This is a genomic window from Actinomyces sp. AC-20-1 (assembly GCF_023369555.1).
Taxonomy (GTDB): domain Bacteria; phylum Actinomycetota; class Actinomycetes; order Actinomycetales; family Actinomycetaceae; genus Actinomyces.
Map to the genome: position 1 here is coordinate 66,818 of NZ_JACJVC010000006.1, position 25,201 is coordinate 92,018.

At 73.9% G+C, this 25,201-nt stretch carries 19 protein-coding genes and 1 tRNA gene; 7 read left to right on the plus strand and 13 right to left on the minus strand.

What is annotated here, in order from left to right; translation table 11 throughout:
- Positions 1 to 59: 59 nt before the first annotated feature.
- The 4 genes from H6X67_RS05200 to H6X67_RS05215 all read right to left on the minus strand — a co-directional run bounded on the left by H6X67_RS05200 (position 60) and on the right by H6X67_RS05215 (position 3,795).
- Complete coding sequence (locus H6X67_RS05200; RefSeq protein WP_249369003.1) at positions 60 to 1,232, minus strand: GNAT family N-acetyltransferase; 1,173 nt, start codon at positions 1,230 to 1,232, stop codon at positions 60 to 62.
- A gap of 45 nt (positions 1,233 to 1,277) precedes the next feature.
- Positions 1,278 to 2,555, minus strand: coding sequence for an MFS transporter (locus H6X67_RS05205; protein WP_249369004.1), 1,278 nt, complete (start codon positions 2,553 to 2,555; stop codon positions 1,278 to 1,280).
- 133 nt (positions 2,556 to 2,688) lie between these two features.
- Positions 2,689 to 2,776: transfer RNA gene (locus tag H6X67_RS05210), tRNA-Leu, on the minus strand.
- A gap of 149 nt (positions 2,777 to 2,925) precedes the next feature.
- Positions 2,926 to 3,795, minus strand: a complete 870-nt coding sequence (locus H6X67_RS05215) for a D-hexose-6-phosphate mutarotase (RefSeq protein ID WP_249369005.1) — start codon at positions 3,793 to 3,795, stop codon at positions 2,926 to 2,928.
- A 116-nt stretch (positions 3,796 to 3,911) separates the two neighbouring features.
- Between H6X67_RS05215 and H6X67_RS05220 the strand changes: the two genes are divergently transcribed.
- Entirely contained in the window at positions 3,912 to 4,637 is a 726-nt protein-coding gene (locus H6X67_RS05220; protein WP_249369006.1) for an HAD hydrolase-like protein, read from the plus strand.
- Positions 4,634 to 6,055, plus strand: coding sequence for an AI-2E family transporter (locus H6X67_RS05225; RefSeq protein WP_249369007.1), 1,422 nt, complete (start codon positions 4,634 to 4,636; stop codon positions 6,053 to 6,055). Before H6X67_RS05220 ends, H6X67_RS05225 begins: the two co-directional genes overlap by 4 nt.
- A 163-nt stretch (positions 6,056 to 6,218) precedes the next feature.
- On the opposite strand, the gene H6X67_RS05230 is transcribed toward H6X67_RS05225, so the two are convergent.
- The gene (locus H6X67_RS05230; protein WP_249435466.1) at positions 6,219 to 9,665 is read right to left on the minus strand and encodes an error-prone DNA polymerase; all 3,447 of its coding nucleotides are present in this window, start codon (positions 9,663 to 9,665) and stop codon (positions 6,219 to 6,221) included.
- Positions 9,666 to 9,850: 185 nt separating this feature from the next.
- On the opposite strand from H6X67_RS05230, the gene H6X67_RS05235 reads away from it, so the two are divergent.
- The gene (locus tag H6X67_RS05235; RefSeq protein WP_249369450.1) at positions 9,851 to 10,468 is read left to right on the plus strand and encodes a hypothetical protein; all 618 of its coding nucleotides are present in this window, start codon (positions 9,851 to 9,853) and stop codon (positions 10,466 to 10,468) included.
- An 8-nt stretch (positions 10,469 to 10,476) separates the two neighbouring features.
- Positions 10,477 to 11,523, plus strand: a complete 1,047-nt coding sequence (locus H6X67_RS05240; protein ID WP_249369452.1) for a helix-turn-helix domain-containing protein — start codon at positions 10,477 to 10,479, stop codon at positions 11,521 to 11,523.
- Positions 11,524 to 11,683: 160 nt separating this feature from the next.
- Here the strand turns inward: H6X67_RS05240 and H6X67_RS05245 are convergent, their stop codons facing one another.
- The 3 genes from H6X67_RS05245 to H6X67_RS05255 all read right to left on the minus strand — a co-directional run bounded on the left by H6X67_RS05245 (position 11,684) and on the right by H6X67_RS05255 (position 13,805).
- Positions 11,684 to 12,406, minus strand: a complete 723-nt coding sequence (locus H6X67_RS05245) for a hypothetical protein (RefSeq protein ID WP_249369454.1) — start codon at positions 12,404 to 12,406, stop codon at positions 11,684 to 11,686.
- Positions 12,403 to 13,062, minus strand: a complete 660-nt coding sequence (locus tag H6X67_RS05250) for a SatD family protein (protein WP_249369456.1) — start codon at positions 13,060 to 13,062, stop codon at positions 12,403 to 12,405. The genes H6X67_RS05245 and H6X67_RS05250 overlap by 4 nt, the downstream gene beginning before the upstream one ends.
- A 119-nt stretch (positions 13,063 to 13,181) precedes the next feature.
- Positions 13,182 to 13,805 carry a thymidine kinase gene (locus tag H6X67_RS05255; RefSeq protein WP_249369458.1) on the minus strand — a complete coding sequence of 208 codons (624 nt, stop codon included), beginning with the start codon at positions 13,803 to 13,805 and terminating at the stop codon, positions 13,182 to 13,184.
- Positions 13,806 to 13,889: 84 nt separating this feature from the next.
- Between H6X67_RS05255 and H6X67_RS05260 the strand changes: the two genes are divergently transcribed.
- Positions 13,890 to 14,597 carry a phosphatase PAP2 family protein gene (locus H6X67_RS05260; RefSeq protein WP_249369460.1) on the plus strand — a complete coding sequence of 236 codons (708 nt, stop codon included), beginning with the start codon at positions 13,890 to 13,892 and terminating at the stop codon, positions 14,595 to 14,597.
- Here the strand turns inward: H6X67_RS05260 and H6X67_RS05265 are convergent.
- Together H6X67_RS05265 and imuA' are read right to left on the minus strand one after the other, a co-directional pair.
- A complete protein-coding gene (locus H6X67_RS05265) occupies positions 14,588 to 16,318 on the minus strand; it encodes a Y-family DNA polymerase (RefSeq protein ID WP_249435467.1) in 1,731 nt (576 codons plus the stop codon). The genes H6X67_RS05260 and H6X67_RS05265 overlap by 10 nt on opposite strands.
- Complete coding sequence (gene imuA' / locus H6X67_RS05270) at positions 16,315 to 17,391, minus strand: DnaE2-dependent mutagenesis accessory factor ImuA' (protein ID WP_249369306.1); 1,077 nt, start codon at positions 17,389 to 17,391, stop codon at positions 16,315 to 16,317. The genes H6X67_RS05265 and imuA' overlap by 4 nt, the downstream gene beginning before the upstream one ends.
- A 279-nt stretch (positions 17,392 to 17,670) precedes the next feature.
- On the opposite strand from imuA', the gene H6X67_RS05275 reads away from it, so the two are divergent.
- Entirely contained in the window at positions 17,671 to 18,267 is a 597-nt protein-coding gene (locus H6X67_RS05275) for a YbhB/YbcL family Raf kinase inhibitor-like protein (protein WP_249369308.1), read from the plus strand.
- Positions 18,268 to 18,383: 116 nt separating this feature from the next.
- On the opposite strand, the gene H6X67_RS05280 is transcribed toward H6X67_RS05275, so the two are convergent.
- Positions 18,384 to 18,842, minus strand: coding sequence for a tRNA (cytidine(34)-2'-O)-methyltransferase (locus H6X67_RS05280; protein WP_249369304.1), 459 nt, complete (start codon positions 18,840 to 18,842; stop codon positions 18,384 to 18,386).
- A gap of 80 nt (positions 18,843 to 18,922) precedes the next feature.
- Positions 18,923 to 20,359: a dihydrolipoyl dehydrogenase family protein gene (locus H6X67_RS05285; RefSeq protein WP_249369302.1), complete on the minus strand. Its 1,437-nt coding sequence runs from the start codon at positions 20,357 to 20,359 to the stop codon at positions 18,923 to 18,925.
- 121 nt (positions 20,360 to 20,480) lie between these two features.
- Here H6X67_RS05285 and H6X67_RS05290 point away from each other — a divergent pair, with 121 nt between their 5' ends.
- Positions 20,481 to 22,211 carry a variant leucine-rich repeat-containing protein gene (locus H6X67_RS05290; protein ID WP_249369300.1) on the plus strand — a complete coding sequence of 577 codons (1,731 nt, stop codon included), beginning with the start codon at positions 20,481 to 20,483 and terminating at the stop codon, positions 22,209 to 22,211.
- Positions 22,212 to 22,371: 160 nt separating this feature from the next.
- Here the strand turns inward: H6X67_RS05290 and acnA are convergent, their stop codons facing one another.
- Positions 22,372 to 25,062, minus strand: coding sequence for an aconitate hydratase AcnA (gene acnA / locus H6X67_RS05295; protein WP_249369298.1), 2,691 nt, complete (start codon positions 25,060 to 25,062; stop codon positions 22,372 to 22,374).
- Between the last annotated feature and the right edge of the window lie 139 nt (positions 25,063 to 25,201).

A 25,201-nucleotide genomic window follows, 5' to 3' on the forward strand; every position in this document is an offset into this window, starting at 1 on the left:
GCCGGGACCTTCTTCCTATACAGCGTCCCGGGTGCCCCGGTTCGCGGGGTCCCGTCGGCTCAGTCCCCCAGGCCGAGCACCCCGGCGACGTCCGGCTGGAAGAAGCCGGGGCCCTTGAGGACCTTGCCGTCCTCACGGTAGATCGGCCGGCCGTCCTCACCGAGCTTGGACATGTTCGAGCGCTGGACCTCGGTGAGCACGGCCGCCAGGTCGATGCCGGTCTCCAGGGCCATGCCGTAGATGACGTAGACGAGGTCCGCCAGGGCGTCGGCCGCCTCGACGGTGTCGCGGGTGCCGTCGTCGGCGGCCACGGCCCGCGCGTAGGCCTGCTCGACCTCGCGGCGGGCGCAGCGGCCGTAGACCGCGCCGGTGAGCTCGGCGAACTCCTCGGCGATGAGGCTCATGCGCATGCCCAGGCTCGGGCGGTCCAGGCTCGGCCCGTCGGTGCGGATCGGCAGGCCGTAGACCCGGTGGAAGCGGCGCACGAGGGCCTCAGGGTCGTCCCCCTCGCGCCGTCCCACGCCGTCCTGGGCGACGAGCGGGGTCGCGTCGCCCTGGGTGTTGGCCGAGCCGTGGCCCCGGCCGGTGGGCTCGGGCGAGACCGGGGCCGGGCCGTCCCAGGGGGCCTGGGGCTCGCGCGGGTCCGTGGGCAGGAGGGTGGCGCGCAGGGAGTCGACGAGCTCGCCACCCTGCGCGAGGGCGGCGCGGGTGCGCCCGTCGGAGACGAAGCCGAGGCGCCAGGCCACGCGCCAGGAGGCCCAGTTGGGCACGCCGTCGTGGATGTCGCAGGCCCAGCCGAGCGCCTTGACCGGGAAGGGGCCGATGGGGTCGAGGACGACGTCGATGAGGGCGCGCACGGCCCGCAGGATCGTGCCGCGCCCGCGCGCCTCGGGAGCGAGCCAGTAGCCGACCTCTCCGCGGCCGCCGCCGTCGCGCCGGACGTCGACCATGCCGACGAGCACGCTGCTGCCGCCGTCGGCCGGGACCTCGCGCACAGCGAGGGTGGCGCCGGTGCTGCTGGCCCAGCCGGGCTCGACGGCCGTCTCGATGAAGGCGACGGCGTCCTCGCGCCGGTAGGGCGAGGGGACCATGGTCCAGGCCTGGATGGCGGGGTCCTGGCAGATCTCGGTGACACGGTCGACGTCGGCGGCGGTGGGGGTGCTCAGGAGGAGCTCGGGCAGGGTGTTGCCGTCGTGGGTGGCGGCCGGCACGCGGATCTCGAAGGGCTGCATGGCTTCCGATGCTAGTCCAGCCCGGTGGGCGCCCGGCCGTGCGCCTCAGGCGGTCGGCAGCGTGCTCTCCCGCCTGCCACGGCGCAGAACGGGCCAGCTCAGGGCCAGGATGAGCCCACCGGACAGGCCGTAGACAAGAGCCACCCAGGTGCCGTGGGCGTCAGCGAACCAGCCGACGACCGGCGGGGCCACGAGCATGATGACCCGGGCGAGCCAGGAGACGATCGTCAGTCCCAGCCCCGGCCTGAGGCCGGGGATGTCGTCCGCGGCGGCGTAGGCCACGGGAACGGCCACAGAGCAGCCCGCCCCGGCCACCACCATGCCCAGCAGCGTGCCCGCCACCGAGCCGGTCACCAGGGCGATGCTCATCCCGGCGGCGACCAGGGCGCCTCCGCCGGCGATGACGACGCGCGAGCCCAGCCGGTCGATGACCGCGTCCCCCACCAGCCGTCCGACGATCATCGTCGTCTGGAGGGCCACCAGGCCCATGCCGCGCAGCGAGGGGTGGACGCCCTGCTCGGTCAGGAGCAGTGAGGACCAGCTGGCGGCGACGTCCTCGGGGAACATGGCGGCGGCGCACATGATGCCCAGCACGAGCGTGACGCAGGCGGTCATGAGCCTGCCGAGTACTGCGTCGGCCCTGGGGGCCGCCCCGCTGCCCCTGCCGCCGTCCGCGCTGTTGGCAGGCCCTGCGATGTCGGCCGGGACCGGGCTGCCCGCACGCTGGTCGTCACGGTCCGGTCCCTTGATCGTCATGGGCAGGGCCGCCAGGCAGACGGTGGCGAGCAGCGCCAGGGTCAGCAGCATGTGCACGCGCACCGGCACACCCCACCCGGCCAGTGCCTGCCCCATGGTGGCGCCCGTGACGGCGCCCAGGCTCCAGGCGGCGTGGAAGGAGGTGATGATCGAGCTGCCCCACCGCCGCTCGACACGCAGTCCGTGGGCGTTCTGAGCGACGTCGACGATGGCGTCGGAGCCGCCGATCCACGCCAGGCTCAGGGCGAGGCCCAGCCAGGTGTCGGTGACGCCCGCGCCCACCAGGCCCAGGCCCAGGCCCACCATCCCCAGGCTGGCGACCCGGGCGGAGGTGAAGCGGTCCACGAGCCAGGAGGCGGCCAGCCCGGCCACCAGGGCGCCCACCGAGCTGAACATGATGGCTTGGCCGAAGGCGGCCTTGGTGATGCCCAGGTGCTCGAGGACCTCGGGGTAGCGCGGGACGAGGTTGGAGAACCCGAGGCCGTTGGCGAAGAAGGTGAGGTAGACGGCGACGCGGGCGCGCACCAGGGCGGGTGGGTGCCGGCGGGCAGCAGTGCCAACGGTCACGGGGAAGCCGCCTTGTCATCGGGAGAGACCTGCCCGCCGGAATCTACCAGGTGGCTGTCGTCGAGTCGGTACGGGGTCGGGGTGCTGCCATGACGAAGGCCCCGACCATGCTGGTCGGGGCCTTCGCGCCGGGTGTCCGAGGGGGGACTTGAACCCCCACGCCCGTTTAATAAGGCACTAGCACCTCAAGCTAGCGCGTCTACCTATTCCGCCACTCGGACATTGTCTCCGCCACCGCCGGGTCCTCAACCCCGCTGGCGACGGAGAGAAACTTAGCACGGTCCCCGCTGAGCCGGGCAAATCGGCTGCCGGTGCGGTGCGTCACAGGAACCCGGGCCCGCGCCGCACCGGGGAGCCTCACCAGCGTGCCTCAGCCGAGCGGCTCGACGACGACGCGCGTGCCGACGGACAGGGCCTGACCGGGTGCGAGCACGGCCTCGTTGCCCTTGATGACCGCGTTCTCCACGCACACGAAGGTGGGCCACTCGTCGTCGGCGAGGTCCGTCATGGCCCCGATGGTCTCGCTCCCGGGGTTCCAGACGACCGCGTTGGGCGTGTCCTGTCCGGCGATGAGGAGGCGGCGGCCCTTGGCCGGGTCGTTGACCGTGATCGTGTGGCCCGTGGCGGGCACGTCGTAGACGCGGTCCGTCAGCCCGCGCAGGACCACCGTGCCGGGCAGGTGCTGGCCCGGGCCCTCGGCACGCGTCCAGAACACGCGGTCCTCAAGGCCGTCGATGGTGACCGCGGTGACGTCGCCGACGCTGTAGTAGGTGTGCAGCGCCATCTCGACGGTCCTCGGGGCGCCGCCGCTGTTGCGCGCCGACAGCGACAGGGTGAGCTCCTCGCCCACCCCGACCTCGTAGAGCCAGCTGAGCCCGTCGGCCTCGAGACCGAGCAGGGCGTCGACCCCGCCGTCGGGACGGGAGGTGACACTGCGCAGCTGCCACTGGGCCAGTCGGACCGTGCCGTGCATGGGCTGCTTGTCCTCCTGGGGCCCGGTGGAGAACCAGGGGGCGCACAGCGGCACCCCACCGCGGATCGCGCGGACCCCGTCGAAGACGGCGTCGCGCGAGAGGAAGAGGACCTCGCTGCCTCCGCGCGGGCGCCAGGAGGCCAGGTGCGCGCCGTGGAGGTAGATCTCGGCGGAGCCGGCCGGGGCGTCGATGAGAAGACGGGGCTGGCCCCCTCGTCCGGCGCTGAGGGCGGCGGTGCGGGGAAGGGACACGTTCGTGTGGTGCACGGTGCTTCCTTGTCGTCGGGTGCCGGGGCACGCGCCCCGCGGCAGGTGGTCGGGGGCCCGGGACCACCCTAGTAGTCTGTGACGCGTATCCGAGGCTCAAGCAGGAGGAGACGCGCGTGGACGCCCTGAGACCACCCGGGCCCCTGCCGACGCCGGTGACGGCCGTGCTCCTGGACCTGGACGGCACGCTCATCGACTCCGGCCCCACGATCCTCGACGCCTTCAGCCGCACACTGACCGACCTGGGCCTGCCCGTGGGCAGCCGCGAGGAGCTGGGCGTGTTCATCGGCCCGCCCCTGCACGAGGGCTTCCGCCTGCACGCGGGCCTGGAGGGTGAGGCCGTGGACGAGGCAGTGCGCGTCTACCGCTCCCACTACACCGGGCACATGCACGAGGCCCCGGTCTACGACGGCGTGCCCGGGCTGCTCGACGACCTCGCCGCCGCGGGCGTGCCCACCTGCCTTGCGACCTCGAAGCGGGAGGACCTCGCGGTGAGGATCCTTGAGCGCAATGGGCTCGTCTCCCGCCTGACAGCCACGGCGGGCGCGGACCTGGCGGACCGGGGAGGGCGCAAGGCCGAGGTCATCGCCACCGCGCGACGGCGCCTTGCCGAGGCTGGGGCGGACACCTCGCGCCTGGTGCACGTGGGTGACCGCGCGCACGACGTCGAGGGCGCCCACGAGGCCGGGGTGGAGTGCGTCGGGGTCCTGTGGGGCTACGGGGACGCCGCGGAGCTGGCCGAGGCCGAGTGGCTCGTCGGCTCCCCCGCACAGCTGCGCCACCTGCTCGCCCGGCTGACCGGCCTGCCCCTGGGTGAGGCCTCCCCGGAGGCGGGGCAGTGAGCGCCGGGCCCCGGGAGGGCGTCGGCGGGGCCTCCGCCGAGGGAGGTCCTGCTGCGCAGCCGGCGGCCTCCGGCTCCGTGCCCCCTGTGCCCGCTCCCGCACGGCCGGGGAACGGTCTTCCCCACCTGCTGCGTCGTGCCCGGCGCACCCTCAGGGCCCAGATCGACCGGGCGGAGCAGCGCCGTGAGGAGCGCCGTCAGGTCGTGCTGCGGCTCGAGCCGGGCACGGTCATCGCCCCGGCCTCCATGGCCGTCGCCCAGCCGGAGCCTTCCCCCGACCGCCCCGTCGAGGAGCCCGACGGCGCCGAGCCCCGAACCTCGCCACTGGACTCGCTGCCCTCCTGGCTCGTGCGCGGTGGCATCGGCGCCTGGCTCCTGCTGGGCATCCTCATCGTCGTCAGCCTCGCGGTCTTCGCGACCTCGCAGATTGTGCCGGTCTTCATCGGGATCTTCATCGCGCTCGTCGTGACCTCCCTGCTTGAGCCGGTCGTCGACCTGCTGGCGCGGGTGATGCCCCGCTACCCGGCGACCTTCCTGGCCCTGCTGGGCGCGCTCGGCGTCGTCGCGGGCCTGGTCACCTACGTCGTCACCTCGGTGACGAACCAGTGGTCCTCGCTGGCCCGGCAGTTCTCCAGCGGTGTCACGACGATCCTCGACTTCCTGGAGAACGGGCCCCTGCCGCTGCACCTGACCCAGCAGGAGCTCGTCAACCAGTTCCACTCGTGGCTCGAGAAGGGCCAGCGCTACGTGGAGTCGAACGCGCCGACGCTGGCCAGTGAGGTCCTGTCCAACGCGGGCACGGTCGTGGAGGTGTTCACGGTCCTGGCCCTGGCCCTGTTCTGCACGATCTTCTTCCTGGCCTCCGGCGGGCGCATGTGGCGCTGGTTCCTCAACGAGATGCCGACGGCGATGCGCCCGCGGGTGCACCGGGCCGCCGGGGCCGGCTGGTACACCTTCGCCGGCTACGCGCGCGGCACGATGATCGTGGCGCTGACGGACGCGATGATGGCGGGCGCTTTCCTGCAGGTCATCGGGATCCCGCTCGCGGCGCCCCTGGCGGTGCTCGTGTTCATCGGGGCCTTCATCCCCATCGTGGGAGCCCCGGCCGCCATGATCGTGGCGATGATCGTGGCGCTGGCCTCCAAGGGGCTCGTCATGGCGATCGTCGTGGGCCTGGGAGTGGCGGGGATCGGCCAGATCGAGGGGCACATCCTCCAGCCGCTCATCATGGGCCGGCAGGTGTCCCTGCACCCGGTGGTCGTCATCATCGCGGTGGCCGTGGGGACCTACGCGGCCGGGCTGCTGGGCGCGATCGTCGCGGTCCCGGTGGTGAGCGTGGCGTGGTCGGTGTACTCGGTGCTGCACACGAAGGACGCGCCGGTTCAGGGCGAGCTGCCTCGTTTCCAGGCGCCGCGCTAGGTTCCGCCTCTCCCCGTCCCTCGACCTCCTCGGTTTGCGCTCGAAACCACGGGGATCTCCCAGGGAGTTCGGACGCAAACCGAGGAGGTCGGCGGCACAAAGGCGCACCGGGGCCATAAGTACGCATCCCCGCCACGTCACGGGCCCACCCACCACAACCGGCTCAGGCCCAGTCCCGGCTGCCGGTGGCAGGGACGCCTCCCAGGGCCTCGAGGCGGTCGGCCCGCAGGGCGGTGACGCCTTCGGCGCTCTCGACGGTGCCGGTGACGACGACGGCCACGGCCCTGTGCCCGACGCCGCGGTAGCGCCTCCACATGCCGGCGCTGCAGATGACGTTGAGCAGTCCGGTCTCGTCCTCGATGTTGAGGAAGATGGTGCCTGCTGCGGTGTGGGGACGCTGGCGGTGCGTGATGACGCCCGCCGCCCGCACCCGGTCGCCGTGGAGGGCGGTGCCGCCTCGGGTGAGCGCGTCGGCGCTCAGGACGCCGTCGGCCTGCAGCAGGGGGCGCAGGAAGGCCAGGGGGTGGGTGGAGGTGGACACGCCGGTCAGGCGCAGGTCGGCGACGTGCTCCTCGTAGGCGCTCATGCCCCTCAGCTGCGGGGCCCGGGCGCCGGGCGTGGTCCCGGGAAGGGTGGGCTGGTACCAGGCGGCGGGCGGCTCGGTGCCGGGGCCCGGGGCGTCGGTCCCGAACCGCCGGGCCGGACGCGCGGCGTGCCGGGTCCCGTGCTCGCCGGCCAGGGCACCGGCGGCCCACAGGGCCTCGCGGCGGCCGGCCCCGAGGCTGGTGAGGGCCCCGGCGGCGGCCAGGTTCTCCAGGCGTGCGCGGCTGAGCCTCACACGGCGGGCGAGGTCGGCGACGTCCCGGTAGGGTCCGTGGGCCTCGCGCTCGCTGACGATCTCCTGAGCGGCGCCCTCACCGATGCCCTTGACGGGCGCCAGGCCCAGGCGCACCGCAAGGTCCGGGTGGACGTCGAGGGGGCTGAGGGCGGAGGGGGCGGGGCCGGCGGGGCGGATGGCGCCGTCGGGAACCCGCTCCACGCCGGCCTGGACGCCGGAGCGGTTGACGTCAGCGGGCTCGACGCGCACCCCGTGACGGCGGGCGTCGCCGACGAGGGTCTGCGGCGACCAGAAGCCCATGGGCTGGGCGGCGAGGACCCCGGCATAGAAGTCCTCGGGGCGGCGGACCTTGAGCCAGGCGGAGGCGTAGACGAGGTAGGCGAAGGAGAAGGCGTGGGACTCGGGGAAGCCGAAGTCGGCGAAGGCGCACAGCTTGTCGTAGACGGCCTCGGCGGTGGGGGCGTCCACACCCCGCCGGACCATGCCCTCCACAAGCCGGGAGCGCAGCGCCTCCATGCGCGCGTGGGAGCGTTTGGAGCCCATGGCCTGGCGCAGGGCGTCAGCCTCGGCGGGGGTGAATCCGGCGGTGTCGACGGCGATCTGCATGAGCTGCTCCTGGAAGAGCGGCACGCCGAGGGTCTTGGCGAGGGCCGGCTCGAGCAGGGGGTGCAGGTAGGTGACGGGCTCCTGCCCCAGCCGGCGGCGGATGTAGGGGTTGACGGCGTCGCCCTGGATGGGGCCGGGGCGGATGAGGGCCACCTCGACGACGATGTCGTAGAAGGTCGAGGGGCGCAGGCGCGGCAGGGTCGCCATCTGGGCGCGGGACTCGACCTGAAAGACACCGACGGTGTCCGCGGCGCTCAGGAGGCGGTAGACGGCGGGGTCCTCCTCGGGCAGGGTGTGCAGGCCCCAGGGGCGGCCGGTCTGAGCGGGGCGCACGGTGCCGTCGGCCTCACGGGTGAGCTCGGGGACCGTCTCGCTGCGCTCGGCGAGCGTGGTGAAGGCCAGGCGCAGGGCGGTGAGCATGCCCAGGCCGAGGAGGTCGAACTTGACCAGGCCGGCGGCGGCGCAGTCGTCCTTGTCCCACTGCAGGACGGTGCGCCCCTCCCGGGCGGCCCAGCGCACGGGGCAGACCTCGGTGACGGGTTGGGCGGCGAGCACCATGCCGCCGGAGTGGATGCCGAGGTGACGGGGCAGGAGCAGCAGGCGCTCGGCGACGTCGAGGACCTGCTCGGGCGGCTCGTCGTCCAGGGGCTGGGCAGCGGTGTCGCGCACCCGGGACCAGTGGTGCCCGAGGGACCGGGTCCAGGCGTCGATCACCCCAGGTGGGTGGCCCAGGGCGCGGGCGGCGTCGCGCACGGCGGAGCGGGGCCGGTAGGAGATGACGTTGGCGACCTGGGCGGCGCAGTCGCGCCCGTAACGGGCGTAGACGTGCTGGATGACCTCCTCGCGGCGGCAGGCCTCGATGTCGAGGTCGATGTCCGGGTAGCCGGACCGGCCGGGCGACAGGAAGCGCTCGAAGAGCATCCGGTGGCGCACGGCGTCGACGGCGGTGATGCCCAGTGCGTAGCAGACGGCGGAGTTGGCGGCGCTGCCCCGGCCCTGGCAGAGGATGCCGGCCTTCTCGCAGAAGTCGACGACGCTGCGCACGATGAGGAAGTAGCCGGGGAAGCCCAGGGACTCGATGACGTCGAGCTCGTGGGACAGGACCCTCCAGGCCTGCGGGTCCTGCTCCTCGGTGCCGTAGCGCTGCCGGGCGCCCCGGTGGGTGAGCTCGCGCAGCCAGGTGGCGGGGGTGTGCCCGTCGGGGACCTCGGGTGCGGGCAGGTCGGGGGCGACGAGAGACAGGTCGAAGGCGAGGTCGGCGGCGACCTCGGCGGTGGCGTCGACGGCGTGCGGGGCGCGCCGGTGCAGGCGGGCCATGTCGGCGGGGCCGCGCAGCCAGCGGCCGAGGGCCGGAAGGTGGCTGCGGGCACCCTCGAGGTCGGTGCGCAGGCGGGTGGCGGTGAGGACGTCGGCGAGGCGGGCGTCGGCGGGGCGGGCGCAGCGCACGGCGCCGGTGGCGAGCAGCGGGAGCCTGTGCGCGGTGGCAAGGCGGGTGAGGGCGTCGGTCAGGACCGCGTCGGTGGGGCCGCCGTCGAGGGTGATCTCGACGGCGACGCCCTCGGCGCCGAAGAGGTCGGTGAGGCGGCCGAGGGCGGCGTCGGCGGCGCGGTGGTCCCAGGTGGCGGGGTCCCGGGGGTTGCCCAGGGCGCGGCGCAGGGGCCCGTTGGCGGTGCCGGTGAGGACGAGGACGGGTGGGGTGGAGCCTGCCCCGTGGCGTGGACCGGGTCCCTCGCCCTGCGGGCCGCCCGTCAGGGGCGCGCTGCCCTCTCTCAGGGCGGTGGCGAGGTCGGCCAGGTGGTGGGCGGGCTCGGTGCGGTGCCCGGCAGCGAGATTGTGGTGGGAGACGACGGCGGACAGGCGCCGGTAGCCCAGGGGGCTGCGGGCGAGGACCGGCAGGTGGGAGCCGTCCGCGAGGGTGAGCTCGGTGCCGTGGACCGTGGGCAGTGCGTGCCTGCGCCCAGCCTCGGCGTGCTTGACGATGCCGGGCATGCCGTCGTGGTCGGTGAGGGCCAGGGCCTCGAGGCTGAGCTCGGCGGCGGCCGCGGCGAGGTCCTCGGGCTCGTTGGCGCCGTCGAGGAAGGAGTAGGCGGAGTGGGCGTGCAGCTCGGCGTATCGGTGCGTGCGGGTGAGGAGCGCACCCCCACCCTTCCCAACCGTCTCGAACATGCGTACAGGATAGGGGGTGGGGGCGACACGTTAATCCCCGCGACTTTCCCGGTCCGGCACAGAGGAACCCGGCGGTGCGCACGTCCGCCAGCCAAGCCAGTACCCGCACCGCCGACATGCGGCCGCCCGCGGCGACTGGCGACACCCGAACGGCACCACCATCACAAGATGGTATATTTTCCGGTATGAATGACGCACTGTTTCCGACGGCCGAGGAGGTCACTGACGACCTCGCCGACGTGACCCCCCTCTTCGGTGCGGCCTACTCGGAGATGACGAAGGAGTACGCGCGGCTGCGAAGGGAGGAGGCCGGACTGATCACTCGACTCTCCAAGCGGACAGTGGCCGGGATCCTGCACAACCTGCTGTGGTCCTCGTTCAGCGCTCGGGTCGCCGCCCTCCCCCGGGTGATGGCGATTGACGAGGAGCCGGTGCACCAGGTGGGCATCGGCCTGCGCTACAGGGTCCGGATCAAGCGTCATCGGCCGGACGAGAGGATCGCGTTCTACCCGACGCGGGCAGCGATGGAGTTCTGGGCGTCAGCACAGGGGACATTCTCCGGGCTCAGAGGTTGCTCGCTTGCCTTCGGGTACGTGTGGGACCCGGACCTGCGGGCGCCGGTCGACGCCGCGATCTCCCTTCAGGACGGGCGTGACGGCGCGGTCTGGATGATCCGCCTTGCGCCGGACGAGGACGCTGTCCACGGGTTCTCGTTCGAGCACGTGCCGCCATCCCTGCCAGGCCTGGACCTCAGCGCGGTGCTGTGGGAGGCCGCCGGTGACGAGGGGCGGGATCTCGCATGAGGGGCTCCATGATCGGGGAGGTCCTGCTGGTGCTGCGCCAGGCACGGGGCCTCACCCAGGCTGAGGTGGCTGGGCGTGTGGGCATCACCCAGGCGGCGCTCTCCCGCTACGAGGCGGATCTCCGCGTGCCGGACGAGGAGACGACGTCTGCCCTCGCGGATGTCCTCGGGGTGACGCAGGACTTCCTCACACATGACTTCCGCATGAGGGGCGCCGTGGCCGCGGACGCCCATATGCGCAGGAGGGCGACGGCGCGCCCATCGGACTGGAGGCGGGTGGAGGCAGGGCTGAACGAGCTGCGCATGCACTCGTCGTACCTGCTCACCCGTGTCCCGATGGATCCCGACCTGCACGTACCGTCGCTGGACCCGTTCGAGGTCTCCCCTGCGGAGGCCGCTCGTCGGGTGCGGGCGCTGTGGAGGATGCCGATCGGCCCGGTGCGCCGCCTGGTCCGGTGGGTGGAGGCCGCCGGCGTGGTCGTGGTGGAGCAGAGGATGCCGTCTCAGCGGATTGACGGCATGTCCCAGTGGTCAGGTGATCACGCGGTCATCGTGCTCAACGCGGACATGCCGAGGGACCGGCGCCGGTGGACCGTCGCGCATGAGCTCGGGCACCTCGTCCTGCACGACTCCTACGTGGAGCCGGATGTGGAGGACCAGGCGAACGAGTTCGCCGCCGAGCTCCTGATGCCGGCCGAGGTGATCCGTCCGCAGCTGAAGGACGTGAGCCTTGGCGCTCTTGTGGACCTCAAGGCGGAGTGGGGCTGCTCGATGCGGGCGGTCTTCGAGCGCGCCCTGGACCTGGGTACGGCTGAGCGCTCCGAGCGGGATCGCTTCTACCGTCGTTTGCGGGAGAAGGGCTGGAAGGTCACCGAGCCTGGCAGTGACACGCTCCCGCCCGAGGTGCCGGAGCTCGCAGCCTCGGTGGGCCAACGGATGCTCGATGCGGGCCTCACGCGCGATGAGGTCGCGGAGATCATCGGGATAGCCCCCGGGGCCGAGAGCCCGTTCCTTCCCAAGCCCGCACCAGCCACGCACCTGAGGCGGGTCATATGAGCACCCCCATCACTGCCAGCTCCATGCGAGACTCGTGATGCCCGAAGCCGCCGGCCAGCCGTGGGACCACTGAGCAGCGGAGGACCGCCCGCACGGCTGAGCGCTCCCGGGGTGCTCACCTGGGCCGCGGACCACGGCACCCCGGGAGCCCGCGCCCTCCTCAGCCGATGCCGAGGGCGCGCAGGAGGAGGTAGGCCCCGGCGGCCAGGAGCCAGGAGGTGAAGGAGCCGACGAGGAACTCCTCGGCCTTGGCCCCGCCGTGCGCTCCCGTCCCCGCGTCCCGGCTGATCTCGGGGAAGCGGATGACCCCCTTGGCGGCGACGACGGCGGCCACGGCGGCGGGCGCGTCCGAGAAGGCGAGGACGAGCACGAGCAGGCGCTCGAGGGCGCCGATCCAGCGTCCCCCGCGCAGGAGGGCGCCACCGTCCTCGCCGGGACCAGGGGCGCCAGCGGCTGCGCCGCCCTCGCGGACGAGTGAGAGCAGGGCGGCCACGACGTCGTTGGCGGGCCCGCCCATGAGCAGGCCGGCGCCGACGACGGCGAGGACCCTCTCCCACGTCGTCGGCGCGGGTGCGAGCAGGACCAGGGGCGTCAGCGAGAGCGCGAGGGCGGCCGCGAGCACCGCCGCCCGGGCGAGCAGGCCCCGACCGCCGGGCAGGACCCGGGGCCAGGCGAGCCAGAGGGCCGGGGAGAGCAGAGCGGGCAGGAGGCCCGGTACCCCCAGGTCGAGCACCGCGAGGCCGAGCAGGGCCACCAGAGCCGTGACGGCGGCGCCCCCGCCCCACAACAGGGCGGTCGGTGCGCCGGAGGCGGGGCCTCGCCGTCGGACGCACGAGTCCAGGGCCGCGGCGAGCCCTGCGGACAGGAGCAGGAGAGCGCTCACGCCCCCACCTCCTTCCGCCTGGCCCCGACGGCCGTCTCGAGGAGGCGCTGGGCCTCGAGGAGCCCGGCGCCGCTGCCCCTGACGACGGAGGAGACGGCGGACTGGCTCACACCCTCCTGGGCGGCGGCCTCCACCTGGGTGGCCCCACCCAGGAGGGCGGCGAGCATGCGCCGGGGCCGCTCCTGGAGCCGGGCGACCGCCTGGTCCCTGAGCACGAGCATCGCGTTGAGCACGGCCGAGCCCTCGGCGTCGTCGAGGACGGCGCGGGTGCGCACGAAGCCGGTGCGCTGCTGCGCCTCGTGGGCGGCGTCAACGGCCTCGCGGGCCCGCCACCAGGCGGGTCCGTCCTGGATGGGGGCGGCCGCGCCGTCGGAGCCGTCGGAGACGGTGCGGGCCTCGCCCTGACCGATGCCGAAGCGCAGCTCAAGGCCCTGGGGCAGGAGGAGCTGAGCGCGCAGGGTGAGCAGGAGCGCGCCGCGCAGCGTGGGCGCGAGGGCCTGGAACTCGTCACCGACGGTGGCGTAGGGCTCCCGGAGAAGGTCGAGCCCCTGGGAGGCGCGCGCCAGGACGTCGAGGAGGGCCCTCTGCGCACCGGGCCGGTCGGCGAGGCTCCTGGAGCCGACGATGTCGGCGAGGATCGCGTACGAGACAGTCATACTCAAGAAGTATACTTATATCCGTCGAAAAAGAAGGACATCTCTTGATTGCCTCTCAGGCCATCCTCTTGTACACCCACGGGTACAGCTCTTCCTCTTGAGCTCGGGGCCACTGGGCCTCACTCGCCCGCGAGCGCCCCGCCCGCTGCGAGGTAGCACTTGCCGCACAAGGACTCGTAGGTGACGTCCTGCCCGTCGATGGCGATCTGGTCGCCGTCGAAGACGAAGCGCTCCCCCACCTTGCGGGCGTTGAAGATCGCCTTGCGCCCGCACCGGCAGATCGTCTTGAGCTCCTCCAGGGAGTGGGCGATCTCCAGCAGGCGGCGCGAGCCTGGGAAGGACACGGTGCGGAAGTCCGTGCGGATGCCGTAGGCGAGGACGGGCACATCGTCGATGAGCACGAGAGCCATGAGCTGGTCCACCTGGAGGGGCGTGAGGAACTGGGCCTCGTCCACGAGGACGCAGTCCACCGCCTCGCGCACGCTCACGGCCTCATCCGAGGCCCGCCGCCCCAGCGCTCGCTCGCGCACGAGGGCGCGCAGGTCGTCACTGGCGGAGACGAGCAGGTCCACCCTGCGCACCATGCCCAGGCGTGAGACGACCGTGTCGTCGCCCTTGGTGTCGACGCCCGCCTTGACGAGCAGGACGCTCTGCCCGCGCTCCTCGTAGTTGTAGGCGGTCTGCAGCAAGCCGGTCGTCTTGCCCGAGTTCATCGCGCCGTAGCGGAAGTAGAGCTTGGCCATCGTGCGCGCCTCTCCTCGGGGACCGGGCGGCGCCGCAGCAGGGCGCCCTCCGGGATGCTACCGGCCCCCGCTACTGTCTCCCCCATGCCTGCGACACCCTCGACCTCCGCCGGACCCTTCCCGCACCGCCGGCTCGTGCCCGCGCTCCTGGCGGCAGGGGCCGTCGGGCTGGTGCTGTTCGCCGCGGTCGCCCTCCAGGTGGTCACGGGCAGCGCGCTGTCGGTCTATGACCCGACGGCGACGGCGCACGCCGTGGGCCTGCGGCGCCCGTGGCTCACGCAGGTCGCCTGGGTGGTGACGCACCTGGGCGGGACGACGGGCCTGACGCTGCTGACCCTTCTGTGCTGCGCGGTGCTGGCAGTGCGCGGCCGCCGGCTCCAGGCGGGGGTGCTGGCGGCGACGATGGCGGGCTCGGCCGTGCTCACCATGCTGCTCAAGCTCGCCTTCGGCCGCGAGCGCCCCTCGGTCTCCCTGCTGCTCGGTCAGCCGTCCTCCTCCTTCGCCTTCCCCTCGGGGCACTCCTTCAACACGGCGGTGCTCGTCGGGGCCCTCGCCGGGGTCGTGCTGCTGTCCGGCGCACCCCGGGCCCGCAAGGCGGTGGCGGTCCTGGCGGCCGTGGTGGCCGCCCTCCTCGTGGGGCTGTCGCGGGTGTACCTGGCCTACCACTGGACGACGGACGTGCTCGCCGGCTGGTCGCTGGCCGTGGCGTGGCTGTCGCTGGTGGCGGTGACGGTGCTGACGGCGCGCGGGCGCCGGGAGGCCCGGGCAGAGCGGGGCCGGACTCAGGAGTAGAGGCCCTCGAGCCACCAGCCTGAGCGACGCACGAGCAGCAGGGCGGGCCCGTCCTGCGGGACGAGCTGCAGGTAGGCGCGGCGCGAGGCCCCTGCGGGCCGCCACCACCCCTCGTCCACGGGCCACGGACCGGCCCAGGAGCGCACCCGCAGCCGCCCCGTGGGCCCGGGCCCTCCGGTCACCAGGACCTGCCAGGGCGTGCGCGTGAGCTGCCCCTGGGCGTCGACAAGGACCTCGCCGTCCTGGGCGTCGAGCAGGACCGCCGGCGCCGGCTCGGCCAGGACGAGTGAGGGCGACGGCGAGGGCAGGGCCCCCACCCAGGTCGCCCGGCCGTCGTCGGCCACCGCGCCCCGTCCCGGCTCCGCACGGGCAGGACTGCCGGGGCCGCGCTGGTCCCAGGGCACGAGCCGTGCCCGCGAGCGCGGGTCCCAGCCCTCGTCCAGGACGGGCGTGCTCACGCTGCCAGCCCCCAGCAGGGACTCGACGCGCTCGGCGGCACGCGCGGCACGGCGTCGCCCCCTCTCCCCCGGGGAGGCCCACAGACCCGTCTGGGAGGTGGCGGCGGAGGAGGTCTCGAGGGCGAGCAGGCGCAGACGGACGAGGGCGCGGGCCGGGCGGGCTCCCGGGCGCGAGGCGAGCCAGCCCTCGATCTGCCAGCGCACCCTGTCGGTGAGGTCGGCGGGGCTGGGGACGGTCTCGAGGGCCCAGGAGCGCGACAGGAGGCGGCCGTCCTCGCACTCGGCCTCGACGAGGAGCCTGCCTGCGGCCAGGCCGTGGGCCACGAGGGAGAAGGAGAGCCTCTCGGCGAGGGTCCGGGAGGCGAAGGCGGCGGCGTCGGCGCACTCCACGGGCGGGTCGAGCGCGAGGGCGGCCTCGAGGTCCGCGGTGGGGCGTGGGCAGGAGGGGACCTGCCACGCCTCGCCTGTGGCGAGTCGGTGCGCCCGCTCGCCTGCGGGGCCGAAACGGGCGGTGACGTCCGCGCGGGGCAGGGCGGTCAGGTCCCCGAGAGTGCGCACCCCGAGGCGTGCCAGCGCCTCAAGGACGGGCTCGGTGCTCGCCCGCTCACGCTCGGTGGGCAGGGCGGCCAGGACGCGGCGCAGGTCCCATGGCGAGAGGAAGGGTGCGGACTGCCCCTCGGGGACGAGGACCCCGTTGCGGGCGGCGAGGACGGCGGCCAGGAGGGAGTCGGCGCCTCCGACCAGGCACTCGACGCCGACGTCCCGGGCGACGGCCTCGACGAGCGCGGCCGCGACCTCCTCCTCGCCTCCGAGCCAGCGGGCGGGGCCGCGGGCGCCGGACAGGGCGAGGCCGGGGCGGGCGACAACGGGCTCGGCCAGGACGGTGCTCAGGGCGTCCATGACGGGCTCGAAGGCGCGGGCCTCGCGCGCAGGGTCCGGCGCCAGGACGATGAGCTCCGGGCACAGGCAGCGGGCCAGGCGCAGCCTCATGCCGCGGCGCACCCCGGCGGCGCGGGCGGGGGCGGAGGCGGCCTGGACGCCGTGGGCACCGACGACGGCGACGGGCTCGAGGGCGGGGTCCGGCGGGGCGGTGCGCCCGGCGCGGGGGCCGGCGCCTACGTCCCGGTGGCGCTGCTCGAGGGTGAGGGCGACGACGGGCCAGTCGGGGACCCAGAGGGCGAGCAGCCGGGGCACGGAGGGGACGGGGCCCGTGGCGGCGGGCCGGGCGGCGGGCCGCCCAGGGACCTGGTGCGTCCCGCTCACGGCAGGCCTCCGGGCAGGACGGTGAGCGCGGGGACCGTCCGGTGGGTCTCCTGGAGGACCCGGCCCGTCAGGACGACCACCCCGTGGGGGCCGCAGCGCAGGAGGCTGGCGGCCGGACCCCGCTGCGGCTCGGTGAGCTCCCAGTCGAGGTGACGCAGGTAGCCCGCGGGCGCCTCCACCGGCGCCATTGCGTCCTCAGGCGCGAGTGAGCGCGCGGGAGGAGGGGCGGGCGGGTCCCCCTGCCCAGGGCTGTGGGTCATCGGGCGCAGCGGCAGGACGCGCGCACCCCCGGCCTGCGGGACGTCGTCGGGCTCCCGACCCGCCTGGCCCGCGTCCTCGAGGCGGGTGCCCACGCCCCGGGGGCGGGCCCACAGGAGGCGCGCCCCCTCCCAGGGCTCGTCGAGCAGGACGAGGCAGCCCCGCTCGCGGGCGCGGGCGGTGACGGTCCGCTGCTGCCGCGCGGTGAGCAGCCGGGCGGTCCCGTCCGTGAGCAGGACGACGTCGAGGCCATCGACCAGGGCGGTGACGACGGCGGGCAGGGCGGCCGAGGCGAGGTCCCGGGCCGGCACGACGAGGACGCGCGAGAGGTCGAGGCCGGCCTCCGCGGCGGCGCACCAGCCCAGGTCCTCGCCTCCGACGACGGCGCACCAGCCCCGAGCGCCCTGGCGGCGGGCGGCGGCCGCGAGCAGGAGGGTCATGGAGCCTGTGAGGGACAGGGCGCCGGTGGCGTCGGGGCTGACGGCCTCCCAGGGCCCCGGGCTCTCGGGGACGCGCTCGAGGGTCCCGGGAGCCGGGGAGGGAAGGACGGGCAGGGCAGTGGCAGTGGCAGCGGCAAGAGTGCCGGGCGCGGGCCGCGAGGCGCCCACCGCAGCAGCGGTCCGAGGCCCAGCGGGCAGCGGGGCGCGCAGGCCGGTGCGGGCCTCGGCCTGCGCGAGGGCGGCGCGGGCCGCGGCCAGGCGCGACGGCCCTCCGGGGACGCCGGCCCCGGGGACGTCCGCGCGGAGCAGCACGTCAGCCCGGGCGGGCACGGCCGTCTCCGCCACCTCAGCTGCCGCGATCTCCCGCACCTGCACCCCTCCCTCCTCTCACCACCCGGCACACACAGGTCGAACAGGTGTTCGACCCTGCACCAGGGTAGCGCCGAGCAAGGACACGTGGCACCGCCAGAGGTCCCCCTCACGTCCTCGAGCAGGGCCTGCGCACACGACCGCGTCGCCCGGCCACAGGCCCACGCCCCACGGGTCCTCCGGGGCGGCGCCGTCGTCAACCGGCCGCAGCCGCTCACCGCCGTCTACAGTGGTGCACCTCACCAGATGAGCACCACAGGCCGTACCCGCACCCAGGAGACGAACGTGACCGCCGACGTCAGCCGCCCACGCAGCCCCTTCCCCTACGACCTGCTCCCCCAGGCCCCCGCCTTCACCCTGGCCTCCGACGACGTCACCGAGGGCGAGCGCATGGAGGACCGGTTCACCGCCGTCCACGACAACATCTCCCCCGAGCTGCACTGGAGCGGGGCGCCGGAGGGCACGAGGTCCTTCGTCGTGTCCTGCTTCGACCCCGACGCCCCGAGCCCCTCGGGCTTCTGGCACTGGACCGTCCTGGACCTGGACGCCTCCACCACAGCCCTGCCCCGTGGGGCGGGCGAGTCCGACCTGCTCCTGGACGGCGCCGCCGTGCACGTGCGCAACGACGCCGGCACGCACGCCTGGTACGGCCCCTACCCGCCCGACGGCGACGGTGAGCACCGCTACGTCTTCGCGGTGCACGCCCTCGATGTCGACACCCTCGGCCTGGACGACGAGGCCTCAGCGGCCGCCGTCGCCTGCCAGGTCTCCTTCCACACCCTGGGCCGCGCCCTGCTCACCGCCACGTACTCGATGCCCGGGCCACGGACCCCGCTCGCCCGCGCAGCGCTCGACCCGGCCACCGGCGCGGGCGAGCGGTAGCCGCCTCACGCCAAGGCCCCTGCGGGGACCGGACAGGAGCCTCCGACCCCGCCGAGGAGCCGTACGGGACCGGCGAGGTCCCACCCCTCGGCCCGCTCAGGTAACCGCTCGGGTGCTCAGTGCCCGCCGGGGAAGCCGAGGCTGTGCCAGGCGTGGTACAGGCCGATGGCGGCGGAGTTGGCGAGGTTGAGGGAGCGGTTGCCCTCGACCATGGGGATGCGCACGAGCGCGTCCACCCGCGGGTGATCCATGATCTCCTGCGGCAGCCCCGTGGGCTCCGGGCCGAAGAGGAGGGCGTCGTCGCCGCGCCAGTCGACCTCGGTGTAGAGCGTGTCCGTGTGAGCCGTGAAGGCGAGGATCCTGCCCGGCACCTGCTCCAGGCACTCCTGCCAGGTGGCGTGCACGCGGGTGAGGGCGAGGTCGTGGTAGTCCAGGCCCGCCCGGCGCAGCCTCGCGTCATCCATCTCGAAGAGCGGGTCCACCAGGTGCAGCATCGAGCCCGTGTTGGCCGACAGGCGGATCGCCGCCCCGGAGTTGCCGGGGATCCGGGGCTCGAAGAAGATCACGTGCAGCACGGCGCACATCCTGCCACGGCACTGCCCGCTCCCCGTCCTCAGCCGGCCGGTCCCGCGCGCGGGCGGGCCCGGGCCCGCCCTCAGCCGAGGGTGTCGAGGACGATGTTGAGCCCCTCCGCCATCGTCGGGTGGGTGATGACGGCGTCGCGCAGCTGACGCCAGGTCAGGTGCCCGAGCATCGCCATCTGCACGCTGGTGACGACCTCGCTGGCACCGTCGCCGATGACGGCGGCGCCCAGGACCTCCTCGGTCCGGGCGTCGACGACCACCTTGTAGAAGCCCTCGGTGCGGCCCGTGGTCCTGGCGCGGGGCACGGCCGCGGTGGGCGTCGTGGCGACGAGGACCTCGTGCCCGGCCCGGCGGGCCTCGGCCTCGGTCATCCCGACGTGACCGAGCTCCGGGGTGGTGAACACGGCCCAGGGCACCAGGCGTCCGGCCGTCGTCGCCTCCCGGCCGTCCAGGAGGTCGCGCAGCACCCGGAAGTCGTTCCAGGAGGCGTGGGTGAACTGCGGGGAGCCGGCGACGTCGCCCGCGGCGTACACCCCGGGCGCGGTGGTCTCGAGGCGCTCGTTGACGCGCACGAACCCCTGGTCGGTGAGCTCGACGCCCGCGGCCTCGAGCCCGAGCCCCTGCGTGACGGGGGCGCGCCCCAGGGCGAGGAGCAGGTGGCTGCCGCTGACCCGGCGCCCGTCCTCGGTGACGACGACGGTGCGCTCGCCGTCCCGGCTCACGCCCTGGGCGCGGGCGCCGGTGAGCACGGTGACTCCCAGCGCCTCCAGGCCACGTGCGACCTCGGCGGCGACGTCGGCGTCCTCACGGTCCAGGACGTGCTCACCGGAGTGGATGAGGGTGACGCTCACGCCGAGCATCCCCATGAGCGAGGCCATCTCCACGCCGATGACGCCACCGCCCAGGACGAGCAGGTGCTCGGGCAGCTCCGGCAGGGTGAGCAGGTCCTCGCTGGTCCAGCAGGGCACGCTCTCCAGGCCCGGGACCGCGGGGACGGCGGGCGTGGTCCCGGTGTTGATGAGGACCGTCGCACCGCGCACGCGGCGGGTGCGTCCGTCGTCCAGGGCGACCTCCACCGTGCGCTCGCCCGTGAAGCGGGCGGTGCCGCGCAGCAGCTCCAGGCCCGAGCCGGGGAACAGGACGTTCTCGTGGGCGGCGACCATCCCACCGACCACCGCCTCCTTGCGCTCGCGCAGGGCGTCCAGGTCCGTGCGCGCCCGGGCCAGCAGCCCGGTGGCGTCGGAGCCGTCCGGCTCGGCCAGGCGCACGCCGCTGGAGGCTGCTCCCTGGACCTCTCGCAGGACCCGGGCCGCGGAGATGAGCGTCTTGGTGGGGATGCAGGCGACGTTGACGCAGGTGCCCCCGATCTTGTCGCGCTCGACCATGACGACCCGCTCACCCTTCTTGGCGCGCAGCATGGCCAGTGACTTGCCGGCCTTTCCTCCGCCGACGACGAGCAGGTCGACGTCCTGGACAGCATCCTGGGGCGCGGTGGGCGCAGTGGGCACAGTGTTCTCCTGAGGGTCTGGGGCAGTGGTGGTCACCTGGCACAGGGGCCAACACGGCGAGGGCCGGGGGCATTCCGGCCGGCTCTCGACGCGTGGGCGCGGATCTTCCTAGCATCGGCCCATGAGCACTCCCCCACTGCCTCCCTCCTCCGACGCCCAGGCCGGCCCGGACCCCGACCTCCTGGCCGCGCTGTCCGCCAGCACGCCGCCCCTGGAGCTGCAGCGGATCGCCGCCGAGCGCCCGGACCTGCACGCCCTCCTGGCCGCCAACCCGGCCACCTACCCCGAGCTGTTGGAGTGGCTGCGCGCCTCTGAGGACCCGGCGGTCCTGGCCTCTCTCGTCAACCGTGCGCCCGCTCAGCCCACCGCCGCACCCGCGGCCGCAGCCCCGACGGCGCCGGCCGAGGCGCCGGCACCGCTGCCACCGGCGGAGCCCACGGCGGGCTCCGCACCCGTGGCCGGCTCAGCCCCCACCGTCGTCTCCGCACCGGTGGCCGTCTCAGCGCCTTCTGCGGCCTACCCGCAGCCCGCCCCGGCGCCGGCCACCCACCCCTCCCAGTCCCCTGCGACCGGGGCACCGGCCAGCCCGGCCGCCCCGGCGCCGCCGCGCAGGCGCGCCGTGTGGGTCATCGGCGCCGCCGTCGTCGTGGTCGTGGTCCTGGCCGCTGCCGGTCTCGGCGTGCGGGCGCTGCTGGGCCGGGGCGGCGCCCCGTCCTCGGCGACCGCCACCGTCCAGGAGGTCTCCGCCGGCTGGGCCGAGGGCAGCCACAAGCTCTGGAAGCTCGATGTCGACGAGGAGGCGGTGATCGACGTCAACGGCGACCAGATGGTCGTCGGCACCCGCAACAGCAGCTATGAGCTCACCCGTGTGACCGCTTACGACGTCTCCGGCTCCGAGCCCGAGGAGCAGTGGGAGATGAGGGTCGACCAGGAGTACGGGTACGTCAGGTACTGGGGGAACTGGGTCCACCTCGGCGGCAGCCAGCTGCTCAGGGCCTCCGACGGCACCCTGGCGGAGGCCGGCTGGGACGAGGACGACTTCCCCACCCTCATCGGCGCCTACGCCCTGACCTGCGACGAGCACGACCACTGCGCCGGCTGGTCCGCCTCCGACCCCACCGCGCCCCTGTGGGAGCAGGACATCACCGGCTCCGTCTACTGGATGGAGGCCGCCTACCACGGCTGGGCGGTGCACGACGGCTCACTGGTCACCCTCGCCGCCCGGGACACCGTCGTCCGGCTCGAGGACGGCGCTCTCACCGACCTCAAGATCAACGACGAGGAGAGCGTCATCCCTCTGACCGACGGCTGGCTCGTCGTCAACTACGTCGATGAGGAGTACCGGGTCCTGTCCCCCTCGGGTGAGCAGGTCGACTCCTTCGAGGGCGCCTGGCCCGGCTACGACGAGGAGACGTACCTGCGCCTGTTCGAGTCGCCCCGCCCCACGGCCGCGCAGATGCGCGCCCTCGTCGTCGACGGGGACCTGTCCTGGGCGACCGTGACGTCCCGCAACGACCCGGACGAGAAGGACGACTGCTCCCTCACCCTGACCATCGGCGAGCGGGCCCTCGTTCCGGCCCGGGAGGACGGCCAGTGCGTCTACGGCACTGAGAGCTCCTGGTACGCCCTGTCCTCCGACGGCTCCCTGCTCATGCACGTCGAGGGCAGCCCCGCCCAGACGAGCGTGTCGGTGTCGCTGTCGGGGATGTGGTCCGTGGCCGACGGCGAGCCTGTGGCCTTCGCGGGCTCCGACCCGGGCGAGCAGCTCATGTGGCTGGTCGACCCCGGGCTCGTCATCACCTTCGACCGGGAGGACGGGCAGGTCACCGCCTACGCACCCGGCAAGAAGTGAGGGTGCTCGGTGTCCCGGCAGCGTCCCCGGGCCACCCAGCGGCGTACGCGTGACGGCGGGCCCTGACCGGGCTGATCCGGTCAGGGCCCGCCGTCGTCACGCCGTGCCGCGCGCTGCCGCACGGCGGGCGCTCAGCCGGTAGGCGCCCGCCGCTCGCCCCTCACTGCCCGCGGGCGAGGTGGCGCAGCACGTACTGCAGGATGCCCCCGTGGCGGAAGTAGTCCGCCTCCCCGGGCGTGTCGATGCGCACGACGGCGTCGAAGGCCACCTGGCTGCCGTCGTCCTTGACCGCGGTGACCCGCACCGTGGAGGGCGTGAGGCCCCTGTTGAGGGCCGTCAGCCCCTCGATGGAGAAGGTCTCGGTGCCGTCCAGGCCCAGGGTCGCCGTCGTCTGCCCCGCCGGCAGCTGGAGCGGGACCACGCCCATGCCGATGAGGTTGGAGCGGTGGATGCGCTCGAAGGACTCGCAGATGACGGCCTTGACCCCCAGCAGGGCCGTGCCCTTGGCCGCCCAGTCGCGCGAGGAGCCGGAGCCGTACTCCTTGCCGCCCAGCACCACGAGCGGCACGCCCGCCGCCTGGTAGGCCTGGGAGGCGTCGAAGATCGTCTCCTGCTCGCCGGTGAGGAAGTTCCTCGTGTAACCGCCCTCAACGCCGTCGAGGAGCTGGTTGCGCAGACGGATGTTGGCGAAGGTCCCGCGGATCATCACCTCGTGGTTGCCGCGCCGCGAGCCGTAGGAGTTGAAGTCCTTGCGCGCCACGCCGTGCTCGGCCAGGTAGCGGCCCGCCGGGGAGTCCGCCTTGATGGCGCCCGCCGGGGAGATGTGGTCCGTGGTCACCGAGTCGCCCAGCAGCGCGAGCACGCGGGCGCCGGTGACGTCCTCGACCGGGGTCAGCTCCATCGTCAGGCCCTCGAAGAAGGGGGCCTTGCGCACGTAGGTGGAGCCCTCGTCCCAGGCGAAGGTCTCGCCCTCGGGCGTGTCCAGGCCCTGCCAGCGCTCGTCGCCGGCGAAGACGTCGGCGTAGCCGCAGGCGTACATCTCGCGGTCGATGGTGGCGTCGATGGTGGCCTGCACCTCGGCCGGGTCGGGCCAGATGTCGGCGAGGAGGACGTCCGTGCCGTCCGGGTCCTGGCCCAGCGGCTCGGTGGCGAAGTCAAAGTCCATCGTGCCGGCCAGCGCGTAGGCGATGACCAGCGGCGGGGAGGCCAGGTAGTTCATCTTGACGTCGGGGTTGATACGGCCCTCGAAGTTGCGGTTGCCGGAGAGCACGGAGACGACGGCGAGGTCCGCGTCGTTGACGGCGGCCGAGACCTCGGCGGGCAGGGGCCCGGAGTTGCCGATGCAGGTGGCGCAGCCGTAGCCGACGACGTTGAAGCCCAGCGCGTTGAGGGCGGGCCACAGGCCGGCCTTCTCGTAGTACTCGGTGACCACCTGGCTGCCCGGAGCCGTCGAGGTCTTGACCCACGGCTTGGACCTCAGGCCCCGGGCGACGGCGTTGCGGGCCAGCAGGCCGGCCGCGACCATGACCGAGGGGTTGGAGGTGTTGGTGCAGGAGGTGATCGAGGCGATGGCGACGTGCCCGTGGTCGAGCCCTGTGACGGTGCCGTCGGCCAGCGTCAGCGGGGTCGGCTTGGACGTCTCGGAGGCGTAGGCCGGCAGCGCCCGGCGGAAGGCCTCCTTGGCCTCGCTGAGCACGATGCGGTCCTGGGGGCGCTTGGGGCCCGCGATGGAGGGCACGACCGTGGACAGGTCGAGCTCGAGGTACTCGGAGTAGACGGGCTCGCGCGAGGGGTCGTGCCACAGGCCCTGGGCCCGGGCGTAGGCCTCGACCAGGCGGATGGACTTCTCGGTGCGCCCGGTCAGGCGCAGGTAGTCCAGGGTGACGTCGTCGATGGGGAAGATCGCGGCGGTGGAGCCGAACTCGGGGCTCATGTTGCCGATGGTGGCGCGGTTGGCCAGCGGCACGGCCGCCACGCCCTCGCCGTAGAACTCGACGAACTTGCCGACCACCCCGTGGCGGCGCAGCATCTCGGTGATGGTGAGCACGACGTCGGTGGCGGTGGCGCCGGCGGGGATGGCGCCGGTGAGGCGGAAGCCGACGACGCGCGGGATGAGCATGGACACCGGCTGGCCGAGCATGGCGGCCTCGGCCTCGATGCCGCCGACGCCCCAGCCGAGCACGCCCAGGCCGTTGACCATCGTCGTGTGGGAGTCCGTGCCCACGCAGGTGTCCGGGTAGGCCTGGGTGAGCGTCGCGCCGTCGGGTCCGGCCACCTGCCGGGTGAAGACGGTGCGGGCGAGGTACTCGATGTTGACCTGGTGGACGATGCCGGTGCCCGGCGGGACGACGCGGAAGCTGTCCAGCGCGCCCTGGCCCCAGCGCAGGAACTGGTAGCGCTCGGCGTTGCGCTCGTACTCGCGCTCCTTGTTGGTCTCCAGCGAGCTGGACAGGCCGAAGGAGTCGATCTGGACGGAGTGGTCGATGACCATCTCGGCGGGGGCGAGGGGGTTGATGACCGCGGGGTCCCCGCCGAGCTGGGCGACGGCCTCGCGCATGGTGGCGAGGTCGACGATGCAGGGCACGCCGGTGAAGTCCTGCATGACGACGCGCGCGGGAGTGAACTGGATCTCCGTGTCCGGCTCGGCCGTGGGGTCCCACTGGGCCAGGGCGCGCACGTGCTCCGCGGTGACGTTGGCCCCGTCCTCGGTGCGCAGCAGGTTCTCGGCGAGGACCTTGAGGGCGTAGGGCAGGCGCTCCAGGCCCTCGACGGCGTCGAGGCGGAAGATCTCGTAGGCGGTGCCGTCCACGTCGAGCGTGGCGCGGGAGTGGAAGGTGTCGAGGCTCGTCAACGTCGCTCCTAGCGGTCAGAAGTCGTCAGTGCTCCGCCCACACCGTAGACGACGCCCCGTCACGGGACGGGAACATCGCGCGCCACCGGGCGGGCGGCAGGAGCGCGCCCGGCGCGTTTACGTCACGCCCGGGTTGCCC

What these genes read in the sequence shown, in the direction of transcription:
- H6X67_RS05200 (WP_249369003.1), bottom strand. Translation starts at nt 1,232, where the DNA reads ATGCAGCCCTTCGAGATCCGCGTGCCGGCCGCCACCCACGACGGCAAC.
- H6X67_RS05255 (WP_249369458.1), bottom strand. Translation starts at nt 13,805, where the DNA reads ATGGCCAAGCTCTACTTCCGCTACGGCGCGATGAACTCGGGCAAGACG.
- H6X67_RS05240 (WP_249369452.1), top strand. Translation starts at nt 10,477, where the DNA reads ATGATCGGGGAGGTCCTGCTGGTGCTGCGCCAGGCACGGGGCCTCACC.
- H6X67_RS05260 (WP_249369460.1), top strand. Translation starts at nt 13,890, where the DNA reads ATGCCTGCGACACCCTCGACCTCCGCCGGACCCTTCCCGCACCGCCGG.
- H6X67_RS05290 (WP_249369300.1), top strand. Translation starts at nt 20,481, where the DNA reads ATGAGCACTCCCCCACTGCCTCCCTCCTCCGACGCCCAGGCCGGCCCG.
- H6X67_RS05250 (WP_249369456.1), bottom strand. Translation starts at nt 13,062, where the DNA reads ATGACTGTCTCGTACGCGATCCTCGCCGACATCGTCGGCTCCAGGAGC.
- H6X67_RS05230 (WP_249435466.1), bottom strand. Translation starts at nt 9,665, where the DNA reads ATGTTCGAGACGGTTGGGAAGGGTGGGGGTGCGCTCCTCACCCGCACG.
- H6X67_RS05235 (WP_249369450.1), top strand. Translation starts at nt 9,851, where the DNA reads ATGAATGACGCACTGTTTCCGACGGCCGAGGAGGTCACTGACGACCTC.